The following is an 18049-nucleotide window of genomic DNA, read 5'->3' as shown; positions in this document are numbered from 1 at the left end:
GAGCCGCTGTAACTGTTTGTTTATACGCATTATCCGTCGCAAAACCGCTTCGCACTTTTGCTGCAAACGCTATAATCGAAGAGATCAAAGCTTGTAGAAGTTCTTGATCTCGTCCCAAGCTTCGTCAGCCGTTTCCACGAAGGTCAGCAGCTCAATATCGGCAGGCGAAATTGTGCCCTGCTCTGCGAGAAACTCGATATTGATCGCCTTGGTCCAGAATTCCTTGCCGAACAGGATGAGCGGCATACGCTCCATACGGTCTGTCTGGATCAGCGTCATGGCTTCAAACAGCTCATCCATCGTGCCGAAGCCGCCGGGGAATACGCAGACAGCCTTTGCCCGCATGAGAAAATGCATCTTGCGCAGCGCAAAATAATGGAAGTTGAAGCAAAGTTCCGGCGTCACATAAGCGTTTGGTGCCTGCTCATGCGGCAACACGATATTAAGACCGATGGTCGGCGCACCAACATCGGCGGCACCGCGATTGCCTGCTTCCATCACGCCCGGACCTCCGCCAGTCACCACGATGAATTCGCGATAATAGGTGGTCGCTGAATATTCGGAGCAGATGCGGGCAAACTTGCGCGCTTCTTCATAATAGCGAGAGTTCGCTTCGAGGTTCTTTTTCTGCACTTCGTTTTTCGCAGCCCAGGCTTCACCGCCCGGTTCCGGAATACGTGCACCACCGAACATGACGACCGTGGACTTGATGCCACGATCAGCAAGGATCAGTTCTGGTTTCAGAAGCTCAAGCTGAAGCCGCACGGGACGCATATCACGTCGCGTCATGAAGTCATCATCCATGAAGGCAAGACGATATGCGGGAGCTTCGGTCTGAGGTGTCTGAGGCACAGTGCGTGCCTGTTTAGCAGCGTCCTCAGAATTGGGGAAAGGCGTCCAGCCGGACTTCTCCATTGGGTTCATGCTTGCCTGCTCCTTCAATTACAATGCGTATTGATGCTTTAGCATCAATTTTGGCGCTAAATTCTTAATCTGTCTCAAATAGGGCCGCGCAATTCGCGTAACAACGCGATTGACCCATATGGTACCTTCGCTTAATCACTTCTGTGACAACTGCCGACCACAAAGACGGCAGCCGCTTATCCTGCCATTTTATGGAGACCGCCATATGACCAAGCCAGATTTCGCCTCCCTTGAAAAGGTCATCGAAAAGGCTTTTGACGAACGCGATGGCATCAACACGGCAACCCGCGGCGAAGTTCGCGATGCTGTTGAGCAGTCGCTTCTTATGCTCGATCGCGGTGAAGCGCGTGTGGCAGAAAAACAGGCGGACGGCAACTGGCAGGTCAATCAGTGGCTCAAGAAAGCGGTGCTGCTTTCTTTCCGTCTCAACCCGATGCAGATCATCAAAGGCGGTCCCGGCGAAGCCTCTTGGTGGGACAAGGTTCCTTCCAAGTTTGACGGCTGGACAGCCAATGAATTCGAAGCTGCTGGCATTCGTGCAGTGCCAAATTCAGTTGTTCGCTTTTCGGCTTACATTGCGCCAAACGCGATCCTGATGCCATCCTTCGTCAACCTCGGCGCTTATGTCGATGAAGGTACAATGGTTGATGCGTGGGCAACTGTTGGTTCCTGCGCACAGATCGGTAAGAATGTGCATCTGTCGGGCGGCGTCGGCATCGGCGGCGTTCTGGAGCCAATGCAGGCTGGCCCGACCATCATCGAAGACAATTGCTTCATCGGCGCCCGTTCGGAAGTCGTTGAAGGTTGTATCGTTCGCGAAGGTGCCGTTCTCGGCATGGGCGTCTTCATCGGCAAGTCGACCAAGATCGTTGACCGCGCAACTGGTGAAATCTTCTACGGCGAAGTACCGCCATATTCGGTCGTTGTTGCAGGCACGATGCCGGGCAAGCCATTCCCGAATGGTGAAGCTGGTCCCGGCCTCTATTGCGCCGTGATCGTCAAGCGCGTCGATGAAAAGACCCGCTCGAAGACTTCGATCAACGAGCTGCTGCGCGACTAATACCAAAACTCCGTATGAGTCATACTCATGGAGTTTTGGTTAAGCCCGAGTGGCGATTGAACTTTTTCAAGGCGTGATGCGTTAGCATCTTAGCGCCTTGGTATAATTTGCCTGCATAGAGCGGTTTCAGCGAATACTAAGTCATTGAAACCGCTTCACACTTTTCAGGATGCACTCGCATCAAACAAAAAGGCGAAGCCCGAGAGCTTCGCCTTTTTTAGTTTCACTGCCAGAATGATTAGTTCTGGTAGCTCGAAGGCGATGCATCGCCGAAGCGGTGTGCAGAACCGTCGCTATAGGTCTGGTTCTGGATCGAAGCAGGAGCGGTGTAATCAACGCCCTGTGTTGCAACTGGCGTACGATCGTTTGCATAAAGATCAGCTGGTTCACCAACATGTGGGTTTTCAGCGAAAGCAGCACCGGCGCTAAGGGCAACGGCTACGGCAGCAAGAGCAAACTTCTTCATTTTCATAATCCTTATATCACCCCATCGGATGGCAACTTGCCTTTCCCTTCGGGGACTCCGGGATGACATGAAGCCATCCTCCGGGGAGATTCGTTAAAATCGTTGAGTATATAAATCCAGCAGCAAGAACCTTGGGAGGCCGCACTCACTGCCTTCATGTCTTGCTATTCCGATCTGCAATCAGACCGGGATAGCAAAGCTCACTATCGAACGCTTAGTTCGAGAAGCTGGAAGGCGATGCATCACCGAAACGGTTTGCAGAACCATCCATGTAGGTCGACTGGCCGATTGCAGCAGTCGCGGTGTGATCAACGCGCTGAGCAGCAACTGGAGTACGATCATTTGCATAAAGGTCGGCTGGTTCGCCTACGCGTGGGTTTTCAGCAAAAGCAGCACCGGCGCTAAGTGCGAGAGCAGCAGCAGCAAGAACAAACTTATTCATTTTCTATCTCCTTAGTCAGATGGGCGACGTTCTATGCGTCGTCCTCATGCATCTCAAATGGGTGACAGTGGGAGAAAGTTCCAGTCACGAAAATGTTTTCTTAATCACACATTCGTGCAGCCAATTTTTTCGAAATTGGATATAAAAACGAAAATTATTAATTAGAAACAGCACGTTAAATCATATATCAGCATTCACAGAACTGTTATATAGGTATTTTTGTTCATTTTCGTTGAACAGACTGTTTGCAATCACTGTATAATAATAGCGAACAATGAGGCCCATTGGCGACAGTTGTGTGGCTGATCGTTTCAACGTTGCCACGATCTGCAAACCGCAAAACAATCAAACGAAGCGCCCTCTTCCAACACAACAAGAAGCTCACAATAAAATAGGGCCGCGAGACGCGACCCTATTAAACTTTGTAATTGCCATGCCGATTTGGAGCTCAGTCAAAAACTGGCCACCGGCCCTAATTATTAGCAACAGCTACCGAACGTCCCGCAATCGAGACCCACTGGCCGGAATTGGCTGGCGATTGCATCTTGATATAACGGTAGGAGGTCTTCTCCACCGGCAGGACTTCCCCGCGCATATTGTCGAGAATGTAATCACCGTGATCCGTCCTTGCCGACAACACAATATGCGGCTCGCTTCCCTGCACCATGGTAATGAGCAACTGCGATGGGCTGATGCCCCGCGCCATCAGCTTGGCGCGCTTCATCAATACGTAATCTTCGCAGTCGCCCTTCCCATTGCGGGGAATGGTCCAATAATCGCGCTTGCCGTAATTGTCCTGATCGGAAACAGGCTTGATCGCCGCATTGACCGATGCGTTCACGCTTTGCAGAAGCTTCATGCGATCCGGCGTCAGCTTCATCGGCGCCAAAGCGCGATGAGCGCCGCAATCACGCGGATTGCGTTTGCAATAATCAAGATGACCGTATGGAATACTGGTAATCCCGCCTGCTTCACTCCATTGAGCTGCCTTGGCCGGAACCAGCGTCGCCCCGGATAAAGCCATTATACCTGCTGCCGCAGAAATCAGTAGACGCATGACGGATTCCCATTATTAAAAATGTCCCTTGGAACAATTCCCCGGTGACCGGTCCGTTTTCCGGATCTCGCTATCAACCTTTTTTTAACTAACGATGACAAAGCCCCTCTGGTCAAGGAAATTTCATTCCCGAATTGCAACGATCTGAGAAAAGCTGCGATTTTTGCGCGTCCTCGAACTTGTTTATCTAAAGAGGCGATTGCTATTTCATCTGGGAGCTTCCCGATCTAATCTCAAGCCCATACGATTCTCAGAATGAAGCTTTGACATCATGAGCCTTCCTACCAATCCCGCCGATAACCTCGCCGCTCTCATCCGCTGTCCTTCCGTAACGCCCGCTGAAGGCGGCGCGCTTACGGCACTCGAAGCGATGCTTGAGCCAATGGGCTTTTCCGTTCAGCGCCCCGTCTTCACTGAAGAAGGCACGCCGGACATCGAAAACCTCTATGCGCGTAAATCCGGAAACGGTGCTCATCTGATGTTTGCCGGCCACACCGATGTCGTGCCTCCGGGCAATGAAAGCGACTGGAAACATCCGCCTTTCTCCGCCGCTATCGAAGACGGCATCATGTATGGCCGCGGCGCAGTCGATATGAAGGGTGGCATTGCCTGCTTTGTGGCTGCTGTCGCGCGACATGTTGAAAAGCACGGCAGCCTCAAGGGCAGTGTCTCCTTCCTCATCACAGGTGACGAAGAAGGCCCGGCAATCAACGGCACCGAAAAGCTGCTGCAATGGGCCAAGGAACGTGGCGAAACATGGGATGCTTCGCTCGTCGGCGAGCCAACCAATCCGGACACGCTCGGCGACATGATCAAGATCGGGCGTCGTGGCTCAATCTCCGGCACGATCACAGTGCATGGCGTGCAGGGTCACGCTGCCTATCCGCATCTGGCAGAAAATCCGGTTCGCGGTGTAACCACGCTTATCGACGGCCTGCTTTATCCGGCTTTCGATGAAGGCACGGATGACTTTCAGGCCAGCAATATGGAAGTGACGACGGTTGATGTGGGCAACACAGCAACAAACGTGATTGCAAACAAGGCGACCGCTTCCTTCAACATCCGCTTCAACGATACTTGGACCGCAGACAGCCTGAAAGCCGAGATCGTCTCGCGTCTCGAAAAGGCTTCGCGCAACGACCGCCTGCGCCCGGGCCGTGAAACGCCAATCAAGTATGAACTGACATGGCGCGAACACCCAAGCCATGTCTTCCTGACCCGCGATGAGAAGCTGATCGGAACACTGACCTCTTCAGTGGAAGCTGTCACCGGCAAACGCCCTAAGCTTTCCACATCAGGCGGCACGTCGGACGCGCGCTTCATCAAGGATTATTGCCCGGTGGTGGAATTTGGCCTCGTCGGACAGACCATGCACATGGTCGATGAACGCGTGGCTCTTGCCGACCTCGAAGGACTGACACAGATTTACGAACGTTTCATCGCTGATTTCTTTGGGTAAAGGAATTACATGCCCAATCTGGATAATATTTTCAGATACTTCACGGGCGTCTGGAAGATGATGCTTGGCCGCAAAGACGGCCTTGCATATCTCGATATCTCCGCAGAAGATTTCTGGACATCATTCTATGCGATTGTCGTTGCTCTGCCGCCGCTTCTGGCGACTTGGGTTGCCTATTCGGCTGACCTCACGGCCGGACGCGAAGAAGCTGGGCTTCGATTGGCAATCGTCATTCGTGCAGCAACCGTCGATATCGCAGCATGGGTGATACCGATTGTTATTGTCGGCCTGCTTGCCAAACGTATAGGCATTGCAAAGCGCTACGCTGCTTATGTGATTGCAACCAACTGGGGAAGCGCTCTTCTTGCATGGCTTTTCGCGCCAATCACGCTGCTGCAGTTGTTCTTTCCGGGATTTCTTGATGTCGCAACACTGTTTGCATTCGTGCTCTTCGGCATCTCAATTATCCTGAGCTACCGGCTAACCTTTATCGTGTTGCAGCGTCCGCACGCCTATGTCGCGCCGTTCTTTGCCTGCATGTTCTTCGGCTCACTGTTCATTACAGTGGTCCTGCAACAACTCTTCGGCATCGGGATTGGAGCCGAGAGCTTTTAAAGCGCATCCCGAAAACTGTGAAACGGCTTTCGGACAAGATGCGCGCCTAAACAAAGAATGAGAGCGTCGATCTGATTCAATCAGATCGAAAGGCGCTCTAAAACGGAAACGGGTAATCAACGCCGACCAAATAGAGGCCATAGGGCGGCGCGACCTGACCGCAGGCTTTGCGGTCCCTGGCCTCAAGTGCTGCCTGCAGATCATCAGCCGTCCAGCGGCCAACGCCAACTTCCATCAGGCTTCCTGCAAAGGAACGCACCTGATTATGCAGGAACGAACGTGCTGAAACGCGCATTTCGACATAGTCACCATTGCGCGTGATATCGAGCCGGTCGAGTGTCTTGACCGGACTTTTTGCCTGACATTGCGTTGCGCGAAATGTCGTAAAATCATGCTCGCCCAGCAATCGCTTTGCAGCCTCATGCATCGCTTCGTGGTCAAGGCGTTTCTGCACCCACCAAACGCGCTGATAATCAATCGCCAGCGGCGCACGGCGATTGTGAATGCGATAAAGATAGTGCCGGGCGCGCGCCGAAAACCGCGCGTCAAAAGCATCCGTCGTCTTCTCGACATTGAGAATGCTGATGCGTTCATCCGCCATCACCAGATGCGCATTGAGCGCATCGCGCACTTTCGCAGCACCCCAATCTTTTGTCAGATCAACATGAATGACCTGCGCGCTCGCATGAACGCCTGCATCGGTGCGGCCTGCCGCACTCAACGTCAGATCTTCTCCGCAGAACTTCTTGAACGCCTGCTCAATCGCGTTCTGCACGGCATGCCCGTTTTCCTGCCGCTGCCAGCCGACATAGGGCGTGCCGTCATATTCGACCGTGATCTTGTAACGAGGCACCGCTCAGAGAACCTTCGTCACAGACGCTCCACGCAGAAACTCCTGCGCGGGCAAAGGCTTGCCGCCTGAACGTTGTAACGTTACGAGCCGCACAGCACCCTCGCCGCACGCAATCGTCAGGCGATCATCAAGTACGGTTCCCGGAGCGCCGCTTCCCTCGCCCAATGTGGAGCGCTGGAGTTTGACACGTTCAACGACACCGTTGATTTCCATCTCGCACCAGGCGCCCGGAAATGGTGAGATGCCACGGATCGTATTGTGAACATCCTTCGCAGGCTTCGACCAGTCGATACGCGCTTCGGCCTTATCGATCTTGGCTGCATAGGTCACGCCTTCCTCTGGCTGCGCCTGAAGTGTGAGACTTTCGCGCTCAAGCGCACCCAATGCACGCACCATCAGGTCAGCACCGATAAGGCTTAAACGCTCATGCAGCTCGCCTGCAGTCATGTCCGGCGTGATCGCAACTTTTTCGGCCATAGCGACAGGACCCGTATCAAGCCCTGCATCCATTTTCATGATCATCATGCCGGTTTCTGTATCGCCAGACATAATAGCCCGCTGAATGGGAGCAGCCCCGCGCCAGCGCGGAAGAAGCGACGCATGACCGTTGTAACATCCAAGGCGCGGCGCATCGAGAATGGCCTGTGGCAGCAGCAGGCCATAGGCCACCACGATTGCTACATCCGCTTCCAGGCTCGCAAAAACGTCCTGCTCTTCCGTCCCTTTCAGGCTTTTCGGCGTGAAAACCGGAATGCCGAATTCCTCGGCCTTTTCATGCACGGGCGACTTGGTCAGTTCCAGTCCGCGACGGCCAGCCGGACGCGGTGGCTGCGAGTAAACCGCAACGACTTCATAGCCCTGTCCGATGATGGCTGTGAGGATTGGCACGGAAAAATCCGGCGTCCCCATAAAGACGATCCGCATTACAAAGCCCTGTTTGACGCACGCTGGCTGGCGAGCTTCTTGAACTTCTTGATGACCATATCGCGCTTGAGCTTGGAGATATGATCGATAAACAGCACACCATTGAGATGGTCGATTTCATGCTGCAGGCAGGTCGCCATCAGCCCATCGGCTTCCATCGACTTTTCCTTGCCGTCCGCATCGAAATAATTGACCTTGATGGTCGCAGGCCGCTCGACCTCGGCATAATAATCCGGGATCGAAAGACAGCCTTCTTCATAGACGCTGCGTTCGTCCGATGAGGCGACAATCTCCGGATTGATAAAGACATGCGGCGCTTTCGGCTCGTCTTCCTTGGCCAGATCAATCACCAGCATCCGCAGAGGCTCGCCCACCTGAATGGCGGCAAGGCCAATGCCCGGCGCGTCATACATGGTGTCGAACATGTCGCCGGCAAATTTGCGCAACTGATCGTCAAAGCGCTCGACAGGCTTGGAAAGCTGGCGCAGGACGGGATCGGGAAGGATGATGAGCGGTTTAATAGACATGCGCTTCACGTAATCGCTTGCGCGAGAATCGTCAATTGTAACTTGCAAAATGTTCTTGTTTTGATCTCATCAAGGCGACACGAATCAGTTAAGCTTGCGCAATGGAAAACCAGAATCTCTTGAACGAACCGCTTTTGCAGCTTGGTGCAACCTCCTTCACGCTGGGAGATATTCTCCTTGCGGGCATTGTCGTGCTGGTCCTGTGCCTCGCCATTTTCCTCATTGCGGCAGCGCGTTCTGCACGTCTCCGCGCGGTTGCGGAGGCACAGGCTGAAGACCGTGCGCGTGACGCGGAATATCGCATGGCGGAGATTCTGAAAACACAATCCGAAATGCAGGGCCGGATGCAAACCATGGCCGAAGTCTTCGGTTCACGGCAGGCAGAGCTCAACCAGTCAATCCGCGAACGGCTCGACGGCATGACGCATCGCATCGGCCAGACCATGACCGAGCAGACCCGTTCGACCCATGAAAACCTCGCCAAACTGCAGGAGCGTCTTGCGGTCATCGACACAGCGCAGAACAATATCCAGTCGCTTGCCGGTCAGGTCGTGCAGTTGCAGGCGATCCTTGCTAACAAGCAGACGCGCGGAGCCTTTGGCCAGTCTCGCATGGAAGCGATCATTGCCGATGGTCTGCCGCAGGGCGCTTACGAGTTTCAGGCGACACTATCCAACGGCACGCGCCCCGATTGCCTTGTAAAGATGCCAAACAACGCGCCTTCACTGGTTATCGACGCGAAATTCCCGCTTGAAGCATGGAACTCCATGCGCGAAACGGAACAGCCGGAAGCACGCAAGACAGCCGTTGCACAGTTCCGCCGCGATATGGAAGTGCATATCAAGGATGTTTCCGACAAATATCTGATTACAGGCGAAACACAGGATACGGCTTTCCTGTTCGTGCCATCGGAATCTATTTTTGCCGATATTCATGAGCATTTCGAAGCGCTGATCCAGCGCGCGCACCGGGCGCGGATCGTTATTGTCTCGCCATCGCTCCTGATGCTGTCAATTCAGGTTATTCAGGCGATCCTGAAAGATGCCCGTATGCGCGAACAGGCGCATGTCATTCAGGGTGAAGTGATCCGTCTGATGGAAGATGTAGGCCGCCTTGATGAGCGTGTGCGCAAGCTGCAAACCCATTTTGTGCAGGCCAACAAGGATATTGACGACATTCTGGTGTCTTCCAATAAGGTCACCAAGCGCGGTGCGAAGATCGAAGCACTGGAATTTGGCCCGGCACCGGCTGAAGAGCCCCAGCGCCCGACGCGACAGTCGGATAACGCTCCCACCCAAATGCGCCTGCGCGTGGTGGATGAGGATTAGAGCGCATCCCGAAAAGTGTGAAACATTTTTCGGATAAAGATGCGCGTTACAACAAGAATTTAGAGCGACGATCTGATCCACTCGGATCGAAACGCGCTCCAAATCCTACCAAAAACAAAGAAGCCCGCAACTTGCGGGCTTTGTCTTATTCAGATTTTGACGTCCTATCAGAGTGACCAAGATCGCGATCAGGCCAGACCAGATCACGCACGCGTTGCTTCAATACCTTGGCTTCCGGAAACCCACCGTCACGCTTGCGCTCCCAGATGAACTCATCTTGACCGCCCGGCATAGATACATGGATTTCAAACACACCACCTGTGCCGGGCCGCAGAGCGACCTCGCCTAAGTCCTGCCCGAATGTCTGCAACAGCTCCTGCGCCAGCCATGCAGCCCGCAACATCCAGTTACATTGCGTGCAATAGGTGATGGAAATAGAAATAGTCATTAGCAGTCGATCATTTCGTATTGTCTATCACTAGTCTCAAATCTGGATTTCGGTCTTGGGAACCTCCACCATGCCCTGAACCTTCGACCCCGACTATAGCCAAGTTGAATAATAGGTCATTTAGGTCGCTCGCATACACCCCCATAGACTCTGCAATATCGTGTACAGAGATGCCATCTCTCTTCAGTTCCAAGAATAACATCTGAAATAATTTTGAGAGCTCTTGCTTGTGATCAGACGGCTCACTCTTACGATATCCTCGCTGCGAGATTTGTTGAAACAAAGTCCTATAGTGCCAATCGCTAATCAAACCAACGCGATGCAAACGTACTATATACGCGGCAAGCGAAACACCCCAATGGCTCTTATGTGCCAAAATATTCTTCAAATCAGGCAAACGTGGAGCAGAGGCAATGAATCCTGCCCGAGGCATCAAAAAGGCTGAAGCAAATTCATCTGCTTCTTGTTCAGTAACACGACCGTCATACTCACCATGACGATGAAGCACCAAATGCCCGAGTTCATGCGCGGCATCAAAACGTCTGCGCGCATTCGATTTCTTAGTATTCAAAAAAACATACGGAATATCATCGCGCCAGGTACACAGTGCGTCCACATCAGATATGTCTAAAGCTAAGGAAAAAACCCTAACGCCTTTGGATTCCAAGAGATGCACCATGTTAGAAACAGGCTTTTCCGCTAAACCCCACATGTATCTCAAGGAAACAGCAGCTTGCTCCGGCCCTTCCTCTCGTAGATCAGGAATCGAGACCATTGGTAATTCAAAATGACTTTCTAACCATTTACAAAAAGCGAATGCAATTGCTGCGCTTCCTCTTGCCATATCGCGTTTTACTGCTGACAACTTAGAAACAGCTCGGAAACTAACTTGCTCCGCCTCAGGGCCGGCTAAGTCCCCTAGATAGAAAAAATTTTCTCTCACAGTTAATGTCTTAGCGAGAAGCTGAAGAGTATCATTTCCCGGAGGAAACTCTCCAGCTTCGTATGCCGAAATACTACGAAGATCTACGCCAACAGCTTGTGCAAGAGCTGTCTTGGTCAACCCTCGCTTTTTTCTCATCCACGTCAATCGATCAGGTGTAAATACCGAATTGTTCATTTTCTTCGAGCAAGCGTAACTTCGTATTCGTCGGCTTCAGGAGCAGGAGAATCTGGAGGAAGAAGATCATCTGCACGAACAACAGGAAGAATTATTCTTTCAGCCCAGAGTGAAATCTTCTTTTCTTCCATACCTACGGGTAATGAAAGCTCTGAATAAAAAGCTTCACCTTTTCTCCTTATCAATAGATACCAAAATGGGCATCTGGCCTCTGAGGAGGCCACCTCAGGCGGAGGGATATCTAATACATACTGATTAGAATCCACCGCCACTACAGTACATCTGCCTTTATCCGAGGACGTAGAGACGTTTACTAAGCGATCGCCAGTCCCACTGTCACCGGTGGCAACATTTACAGCTAGCAACTCTGCGGGGTGGACGGTTAGCGCAAAGCCATTCTCATCAGAGTTAAACCAACCGTAAAGCTTCATTCGATTTCTCAATGCGAAAATCGCTTCACTGGCGGGTGTGATCGCTCGCCCCCAAGTTGGATGATCTTTTGTTTGGCTATTTAAGCTCAATGCGTATTGCCGAACAACTTCCGTAAGCAACTCTATTGGAAGATTCAGCTCATTTAACCGCGTGTGTACATCATGCTCTTCGAAAAGAATTCTGGCCTTAACAGGCATGCGAATCTCCAACTTCCTGTTTCTCTTCCTCAAATGTGGTTTAAAAACAGGAAGTCGTCAATGCAACTCGTATTAGATTCACCGTCAATTCACACAGTAGATCAATCATCACCCATCTTGAGTGCCTGAATGAAGGCCTCTTGCGGGATTTCCACCTTGCCGAACTGGCGCATGCGCTTCTTGCCTTCCTTCTGCTTGTCCAGAAGTTTGCGCTTACGCGAAATATCGCCACCATAGCACTTGGCCGTCACGTCCTTGCGCAGCGCTGAAATGGTTTCGCGCGCCACGATACGTCCGCCAATCGCTGCCTGAATAGGAATTTTGAACATATGCTGCGGGATCAGCTCTTTGAGCTTTTCGCAAAGCACACGGCCACGCTTTTCAGCAGCAGAGCGGTGAACGAGCATCGAAAGCGCGTCCACAGGTTCTTCATTCACAAGGATCGACATCTTGACCAGATCACCCTCACGGTAATCCGAGAGATTATAGTCGAACGAAGCATAGCCCTTCGAGATCGACTTCAGACGATCGTAGAAATCGAAAACGACTTCGTTGAGCGGCAGATCATAGGTGATCATCGCACGCGGGCCAACATAGGTCAGATCGATCTGGAGACCGCGACGCTCCTGACAAAGCTTCATGATCGCGCCGAGATAATCATCGGGCGTCATGATTGTTGCGCGAATCCATGGCTCCTCGATTGCATCGATCTTCACAACATCCGGCATATCAGCCGGGTTGTGCAGCTCTTTCTGCGAGCCGTCCTGCATGTTCAGACGATAGACAACCGAAGGTGCCGTCGTGATGAGGTCGAGATCGAACTCACGCTCAAGACGTTCCTGAATGATTTCAAGATGCAGAAGCCCCAGGAACCCGCAGCGGAAGCCGAAGCCGAGCGCCGCAGAGGTTTCCATTTCAAACGAGAACGACGCATCGTTGAGACGCAGCTTGCCCATGGCAGCGCGCAAGTCTTCAAAGTCGGCAGCATCAACCGGGAACAGTCCGCAGAACACAACCGGCTGCGCAGGCTTAAAGCCCGTCAAAGCCGCTGCTGTAGGGCGGCGATCTTCGGTGATGGTATCACCGACGCGGGTATCAGCCACTTCCTTAATGGAAGCGGTGATGAAGCCCAGTTCACCCGGTCCGAGTTCATCCATCTGAACCATTTTCGGCGTAAAGACACCGGTCCGTTCAACCGGATATTTCGCGCCCGTACCCATCATGCGGATGGTCTGGCCCTTTTTCAGCACACCGTCGATAACACGGACCAGAACAATAACGCCGAGATAGCTGTCATACCAGCTGTCGACCAGCATCGCCTTCAACGGCGCATTGCGGTCACCCTCTCTCGGAGGAGGCAGCTGCTCGACAATAGCTTCGAGCACATCAGGAATGCCGAGGCCAGTCTTGGCCGAGATCATCACGGCGCGGCTTGCATCAATGCCGATCACTTCTTCGATCTGGCTCTGAACGCGCTCAGGCTCTGCTGCTGGAAGATCAACCTTGTTGAGCACAACAACAATGTCGTGATTGTTGTCGATGGCCTGATAGACATTGGCCAGCGTCTGCGCTTCAACGCCCTGTGAGGCATCCACCACCAGAAGCGAACCTTCGCACGCAGCCAGCGAACGCGAGACTTCATAGGCAAAGTCGACGTGTCCGGGGGTGTCGATGAGGTTCAGCACATAGTCCTCGCCGTTCTTCGCCTTATAGTTAAGACGAACGGTCTGGGCCTTAATGGTGATGCCGCGCTCGCGCTCGATATCCATCGAGTCGAGGACCTGGTCCTTCATCTCACGCGTGTCCAGCCCGCCCGTCAATTGAATGAGGCGGTCGGCCAGCGTCGATTTGCCGTGGTCGATATGGGCGACGATCGAAAAATTGCGAATATGGTCAAGTGGTGTGCTCATGCGCGCGATTTACCAGTAAGCCGCGAAATCTCAAAGCGGTATTGCGTGTTTAATACGGGAAAAGCGGCCTTTGTCGCAGTCGTGACAACAAGTCCCCTTTGCGTTGTTGCCAAAAGGCGATAAATCACCGCCAGAAAACATGCCGCAATGATAAACTCGGGCATCATATCCGGCGTTATAATCAGGCTTTCATGCAGGAGTTCAGGATGAAGACCGAACCGAACGAAGTTCACAACAGACCAAAGCTGGTCACTGTTTTCGGCGGCTCCGGCTTTGTTGGGCGCGCGGTCGTAGCAAGCCTCACCAAGCGCGGCTATCGTGTACGCGTCGCCGTACGCAAGCCAGAGGTCGCTTATTACATGGCGCCGCTCGGCAATGTTGGCCAGATCCAGATGGTTCAGGCCAATGTCCGCCATCGCTGGTCGGTTGAACGCGCCATCATGGGCGCTGATCATGTCATCAATCTCGTCGGCATTCTTTCGGAAAGCGGCAAGCAGCGCTTCAACAGCGTTCAGGTGCTTGGCGCAAAGAACATTGCCGAAGCCACCAAGGCAGCCGGCCTCAAGCTGACACATCTTTCGTCGCTTGCAGCAGACGCAAAATCTCCTTCGGATTATGCACGTACCAAGGCAGAAGGCGAAAACGCCGTTCTCTCCATTCTGCCAGATACGGTTATCCTGCGTCCGTCGATCATTTTCGGCCATGAAGATCGCTTCTTCAACCGCTTCGCCAACATGGCTCGCTTTTCGCCGTTCCTGCCGGTTATCGGCGGTGGTGAAACCAAGCTGCAGCCGGTCTATGTCGGCGATGTCGCGGAAGCTGTTGCACGCGCAGTCGATGGCAAGCTTGAAGCCGGTAGCGTGTATGAACTGGGCGGCCCAGACGCACAGCCATTCAAGAACTGGATGAAAGACATGCTCGGCGTTATCGCCCGCAAGCGCGTCATCGTCTCGATGCCTTTCTGGGTTGCGCGCATTCAGGCATCTGTTCTTGGCTTGCTGCCAAATCCGCTGCTCACCAATGATCAGGTGACGCTGCTGAAATTTGACAATGTCGTTTCGGAACAAGCCACCAAGGAAGGCCGCACACTTCAGGGCATGGGCATTACGCCAGAAGCCGTGGATGCAATCCTTCCAGCCTATCTCTGGCGCTACCGCGTTGCCGGTCAGTACACCAAGACCGGGTTTGCGTGAGACGAAAATCTAGAGCGCATCCCGAAAAGTGCGAAGCGGTTTTCGGAGCAAGATGCGCGTAAAAACAAATTGATAGAGCATTTCCAATGACTCAATCAAAACAGGAAATGCTCTAAATGAATAAAGGGGCCGAAAGGCCCCTTTTCTTTTGTCCGTTCTTTGCGGGTTTACCCCCAGATAAGCAATGCAGCCATTCCGAGTGCGCCGACGATCAAACGCCACCAGGCAAACAGCTTGAAACCATGGCGAGAAACATAGTCGAGCAGGTGACGCACAACAAATACGCCTGAGATGAAAGCCATCACAAATCCGACTGCGATCAGCGCGCCGTCATTCATCGACAGCATATTATGGCTCTTATAGAGATCATAAGTGAAAGCGCCGGCCATGGTTGGCATGGCGAGAAAGAACGAGAATTCAGCAGCCGAACGCTTGTCTGCTCCAAGCAGAAGCGCACCAACAATCGTTGAGCCTGATCGCGATACGCCGGGGATCATGGCAAGGCACTGGACAAAGCCAATCGCCAGACAGATCGGCAGCGGATAATCCATCACATCGCGATAACGTGGCTTGAGTTCCAGCTGGTCCACCCAGAGCAGAATGAAACCACCGACGATAAGCATGGCGCAAACCAGCATCGGCGTTTCAAAAAGCACGCTCTTGATGAAGCCATGTGCCATTGCGCCGATGACAGCTGCAGGCAGAAATGCAACCAGAATACCCAGCACGAAGCGCCGTGTGCGGGCATCGCGCGGAAAGTCGGTCAGAATTTTGATCAGCTTCGCGGAATAAACCGTCAGAATTGCCAAAATCGCACCGAGCTGAATAAGCACCTCGAAGGTCTTGCCCGTCGATTCAAAGCCAAGAAAATGGCCAACCAGCAACAAATGGCCTGTGGAGGAAACGGGGATGAACTCCGTCAAACCTTCGATGAGACCAAGAAAAGCGGCTTCCAGAAGATTATAAATTTCCATGAAGTCAGTACCTTAGGGAGGTGAGCAGGATGAAAGCGGTGCGTCTTGACGAGCTGTTAAGCATGAAAGTGCTACAATAAGCGCTTCCAGCGATTGCTTGTCTCCCGCAGGCATAGCCCTTATAGACTAAATATTCCGTTGAGGTGGCTCGAATCGCCTGACAGCAGAAATAACCTGCTGCCGGTGCAAACGCTAGCCGCAGTGCCTCACCGGGGATCAATTAAAGCTTGTCAGTCGAGAGTACCGCGTCGATTATGCTTACGCTTTTTCATCATCCTATGTCTTCAGGCTCGCGCTATGTGCGGCTTATTCTCGGCGAATATGATGTGGAAGCCGAACTGATCGAGGAACGTCCATGGTCGCGCCGCAAGGAATTTCTGGCGCTGAACCCTGCTGCAACACTTCCTGTATTGCTGGCTGAACGCGATCTGCCGGTTGTTGGCGCAACCGTCATTGCAGAATATCTCGATGAAACGCGCGGCGCCTTAAAACGCAGTCGTCGTCTTTTGCCCGAAAGCCCGATGGAACGCGCAGAAGTGCGGCGTCTGGTCGACTGGTTTCTGCTCAAGCTCGAAAACGAAGTGACACGCCATATTGCACGCGAACGCGTTTTCAAGCTTCAGATGGCTGATGAAATGGGCGGCAGCGCGCCGGATTCGACCGCCATCCGTGCAGCCCGCACCAATATTCGCCAGCACATGAAATATATCGACTGGCTGGCCGCTACCCGTGACTGGCTCGCAGGCAGTCATCCAAGCTATGCGGATATGGCGGCCGCAGCGTCCATTTCTGTGCTAGACTATCTCGGCGAAATTGAATGGGGCGAGACAAAAGCCGCGCGCGACTGGTATGCTCGCATGAAATCGCGCCCAGCCTTCCGCCCGCTGCTGGCTGATCGCGTGCGCGGACTAGCTCCAGTGGCTCATTATGGCGACCTCGACTTCTGATACTAGCCAAGCTTCGGATAAAGCTCTCAAGCTGAAACGCTTTCTGATCGAAGAAGCGAAAGCTGTCGGCTTTGATGCGGTCGCTTTCACAGGGCCGGACGCTATTCCGCAGGCACCTCAGCGCTTGCGGCAATATATTGCCGATGGCCATCATGCTGACATGCTCTGGATGGAAGAGACCGAAGAGCGCAGGGCAAACCCTAGCGTTCTCTGGCCGGAAGTGCGTTCGATCATGGTGCTTGCCATGAATTACGGTCCGGATAGCAACCCGCTCAGCATTCTTGAACATAAAGACCGGGCGGCAATCTCGGTCTATGCGCAGAACCGCGATTATCACGACATCATCAAGGGCAAGCTCAAGCACATCGCAAGCCGCTTTGCGGCACGCGCCGGACAGGACGTAAAAGTCTTTGTCGATACGGCACCTGTGATGGAGAAGCCGCTTGCGCAGGCCGCTGGCCTTGGCTGGCAGGGAAAACACACCAATCTGGTCAGTCGCGAACTCGGCTCGTGGCTGTTCTTAGGCTCGATCTTCACCACGGCTGAAATTCCGCCGGATGAACCGGATCGCGATCATTGTGGCTCCTGCCGCGCCTGTCTCGATGCCTGTCCGACAAAAGCTTTCCCCTCACCTTACCGGATCGATGCGGGACGCTGCATTTCCTATCTCACCATCGAGAACAAGGGGCCAATTCCACACGAGTTCCGCAAAGCCATGGGCAACCGCATCTATGGTTGCGACGATTGCCTTTCAGTTTGTCCGTGGAACAAGTTTGCACAAGCGACCAGCGAGATGAAGCTGAAAGCACGCGATGATCTCAAGGCACCAAAGCTTGCAGATTTTCTTGCACTCGACGATCCGGCCTTCCGCACACTGTTTTCGGGTTCACCCGTCAAACGCATCGGTCGCGACCGTTTTCTGCGCAATGTGTTGATCGCAACCGGCAATTCGGAAGACCAGACGCTGGTGCCGCAGGTGGAAAGCCTGCTTGAAGATCCGGCACCTCTTGTGCGTGGTGCTGCTGTCTGGGCTTTGAAACAGCTCGTAAGCACAGATCGTTTCAAAATTTCACAGAAACGTCTGGCCTCACGCGAAGAGGATGTTACGGTGCGCGCAGAATGGAGCTTAGAGCACCAGTCTGATTAAGTCAGATTGGTGCATCTCAAGCTTTT

At 53.1% G+C, this 18049-nt stretch carries 19 protein-coding genes; 7 read left to right on the top strand and 12 right to left on the bottom strand.

The window, feature by feature from the left end:
• Positions 1–84 precede the first annotated feature (84 nt).
• Entirely contained in the window at positions 85–924 is an 840-nt protein-coding gene (locus RT142_RS18665) for an LOG family protein (protein ID WP_112805487.1), read from the bottom strand.
• Between the two features lie 205 nt (positions 925–1129).
• Between RT142_RS18665 and dapD the strand changes: the two genes are divergently transcribed.
• Positions 1130–1984, top strand: coding sequence for a 2,3,4,5-tetrahydropyridine-2,6-dicarboxylate N-succinyltransferase (gene dapD, locus RT142_RS18660; protein WP_007876401.1), 855 nt, complete (start codon positions 1130–1132; stop codon positions 1982–1984).
• Between the two features lie 238 nt (positions 1985–2222).
• On the opposite strand, the gene RT142_RS18655 is transcribed toward dapD, so the two are convergent.
• The 3 genes from RT142_RS18655 to RT142_RS18645 form a co-directional block, all read right to left on the bottom strand.
• On the bottom strand, positions 2223–2450 hold the full coding sequence (locus tag RT142_RS18655) for a hypothetical protein (RefSeq protein ID WP_007876402.1): 228 nt from the start codon (positions 2448–2450) through the stop codon (positions 2223–2225).
• A 214-nt stretch (positions 2451–2664) separates the two neighbouring features.
• Positions 2665–2892, bottom strand: a complete 228-nt coding sequence (locus RT142_RS18650) for a hypothetical protein (protein ID WP_007876403.1) — start codon at positions 2890–2892, stop codon at positions 2665–2667.
• A gap of 472 nt (positions 2893–3364) precedes the next feature.
• Positions 3365–3916 (bottom strand): transglutaminase-like cysteine peptidase, encoded by a 552-nt coding sequence (locus RT142_RS18645; RefSeq protein WP_079212607.1) that lies wholly within the window; start codon positions 3914–3916, stop codon positions 3365–3367.
• Positions 3917–4220: 304 nt separating this feature from the next.
• On the opposite strand from RT142_RS18645, the gene dapE reads away from it, so the two are divergent.
• Together dapE and RT142_RS18635 are read left to right on the top strand one after the other, a co-directional pair.
• Positions 4221–5408, top strand: a complete 1188-nt coding sequence (dapE, locus tag RT142_RS18640) for a succinyl-diaminopimelate desuccinylase (protein WP_112805482.1) — start codon at positions 4221–4223, stop codon at positions 5406–5408.
• 9 nt (positions 5409–5417) lie between these two features.
• Positions 5418–6023, top strand: a complete 606-nt coding sequence (locus tag RT142_RS18635; RefSeq protein ID WP_112805480.1) for a hypothetical protein — start codon at positions 5418–5420, stop codon at positions 6021–6023.
• 97 nt (positions 6024–6120) lie between these two features.
• On the opposite strand, the gene truA is transcribed toward RT142_RS18635, so the two are convergent.
• From truA to def, 3 genes are read right to left on the bottom strand one after another with little or no spacing between them, the layout of a single operon-like run.
• Entirely contained in the window at positions 6121–6876 is a 756-nt protein-coding gene (gene truA / locus RT142_RS18630) for a tRNA pseudouridine(38-40) synthase TruA (RefSeq protein ID WP_112805478.1), read from the bottom strand.
• Between the two features lie 3 nt (positions 6877–6879).
• On the bottom strand, positions 6880–7800 hold the full coding sequence (fmt, locus tag RT142_RS18625) for a methionyl-tRNA formyltransferase (protein WP_313030638.1): 921 nt from the start codon (positions 7798–7800) through the stop codon (positions 6880–6882).
• Positions 7800–8327, bottom strand: coding sequence for a peptide deformylase (def, locus tag RT142_RS18620; RefSeq protein WP_064322451.1), 528 nt, complete (start codon positions 8325–8327; stop codon positions 7800–7802). Before def ends, fmt begins: the two co-directional genes overlap by 1 nt.
• Before the next feature lie 101 nt (positions 8328–8428).
• On the opposite strand from def, the gene RT142_RS18615 reads away from it, so the two are divergent.
• Entirely contained in the window at positions 8429–9655 is a 1227-nt protein-coding gene (locus RT142_RS18615; RefSeq protein ID WP_313030635.1) for a DNA recombination protein RmuC, read from the top strand.
• Between the two features lie 145 nt (positions 9656–9800).
• On the opposite strand, the gene RT142_RS18610 is transcribed toward RT142_RS18615, so the two are convergent.
• The 4 genes from RT142_RS18610 to lepA form a co-directional block, all read right to left on the bottom strand.
• Positions 9801–10103 carry a SelT/SelW/SelH family protein gene (locus tag RT142_RS18610; RefSeq protein ID WP_313030632.1) on the bottom strand — a complete coding sequence of 101 codons (303 nt, stop codon included), beginning with the start codon at positions 10101–10103 and terminating at the stop codon, positions 9801–9803.
• A gap of 10 nt (positions 10104–10113) precedes the next feature.
• Positions 10114–11223: an XRE family transcriptional regulator gene (locus RT142_RS18605; protein ID WP_112805472.1), complete on the bottom strand. Its 1110-nt coding sequence runs from the start codon at positions 11221–11223 to the stop codon at positions 10114–10116.
• On the bottom strand, positions 11220–11852 hold the full coding sequence (locus RT142_RS18600) for a hypothetical protein (protein WP_112805470.1): 633 nt from the start codon (positions 11850–11852) through the stop codon (positions 11220–11222). The genes RT142_RS18605 and RT142_RS18600 overlap by 4 nt, the downstream gene beginning before the upstream one ends.
• 101 nt (positions 11853–11953) lie before the next feature.
• Positions 11954–13762, bottom strand: a complete 1809-nt coding sequence (gene lepA / locus RT142_RS18595) for a translation elongation factor 4 (protein ID WP_112805468.1) — start codon at positions 13760–13762, stop codon at positions 11954–11956.
• A 206-nt stretch (positions 13763–13968) separates the two neighbouring features.
• Between lepA and RT142_RS18590 the strand changes: the two genes are divergently transcribed.
• A complete protein-coding gene (locus RT142_RS18590) occupies positions 13969–14955 on the top strand; it encodes a complex I NDUFA9 subunit family protein (protein ID WP_231195238.1) in 987 nt (328 codons plus the stop codon).
• A 167-nt stretch (positions 14956–15122) separates the two neighbouring features.
• Here the strand turns inward: RT142_RS18590 and RT142_RS18585 are convergent, their stop codons facing one another.
• Positions 15123–15929: an undecaprenyl-diphosphate phosphatase gene (locus RT142_RS18585; RefSeq protein ID WP_105518866.1), complete on the bottom strand. Its 807-nt coding sequence runs from the start codon at positions 15927–15929 to the stop codon at positions 15123–15125.
• 254 nt (positions 15930–16183) lie between these two features.
• On the opposite strand from RT142_RS18585, the gene RT142_RS18580 reads away from it, so the two are divergent.
• Both RT142_RS18580 and queG read left to right on the top strand, forming a co-directional pair.
• Positions 16184–16876: a glutathione S-transferase family protein gene (locus RT142_RS18580; protein ID WP_007876431.1), complete on the top strand. Its 693-nt coding sequence runs from the start codon at positions 16184–16186 to the stop codon at positions 16874–16876.
• Complete coding sequence (gene queG, locus RT142_RS18575; protein ID WP_313030622.1) at positions 16857–18023, top strand: tRNA epoxyqueuosine(34) reductase QueG; 1167 nt, start codon at positions 16857–16859, stop codon at positions 18021–18023. The genes RT142_RS18580 and queG overlap by 20 nt, the downstream gene beginning before the upstream one ends.
• Positions 18024–18049: the final 26 nt, after the last annotated feature.

This window comes from Brucella sp. (assembly GCF_032066345.1).
In the GTDB taxonomy this organism is placed as follows: domain Bacteria; phylum Pseudomonadota; class Alphaproteobacteria; order Rhizobiales; family Rhizobiaceae; genus Brucella; species Brucella pseudogrignonensis.
Note: the sequence above shows the minus strand (reverse complement) of the source record. Positions and strands in the feature narration are given on the sequence as shown.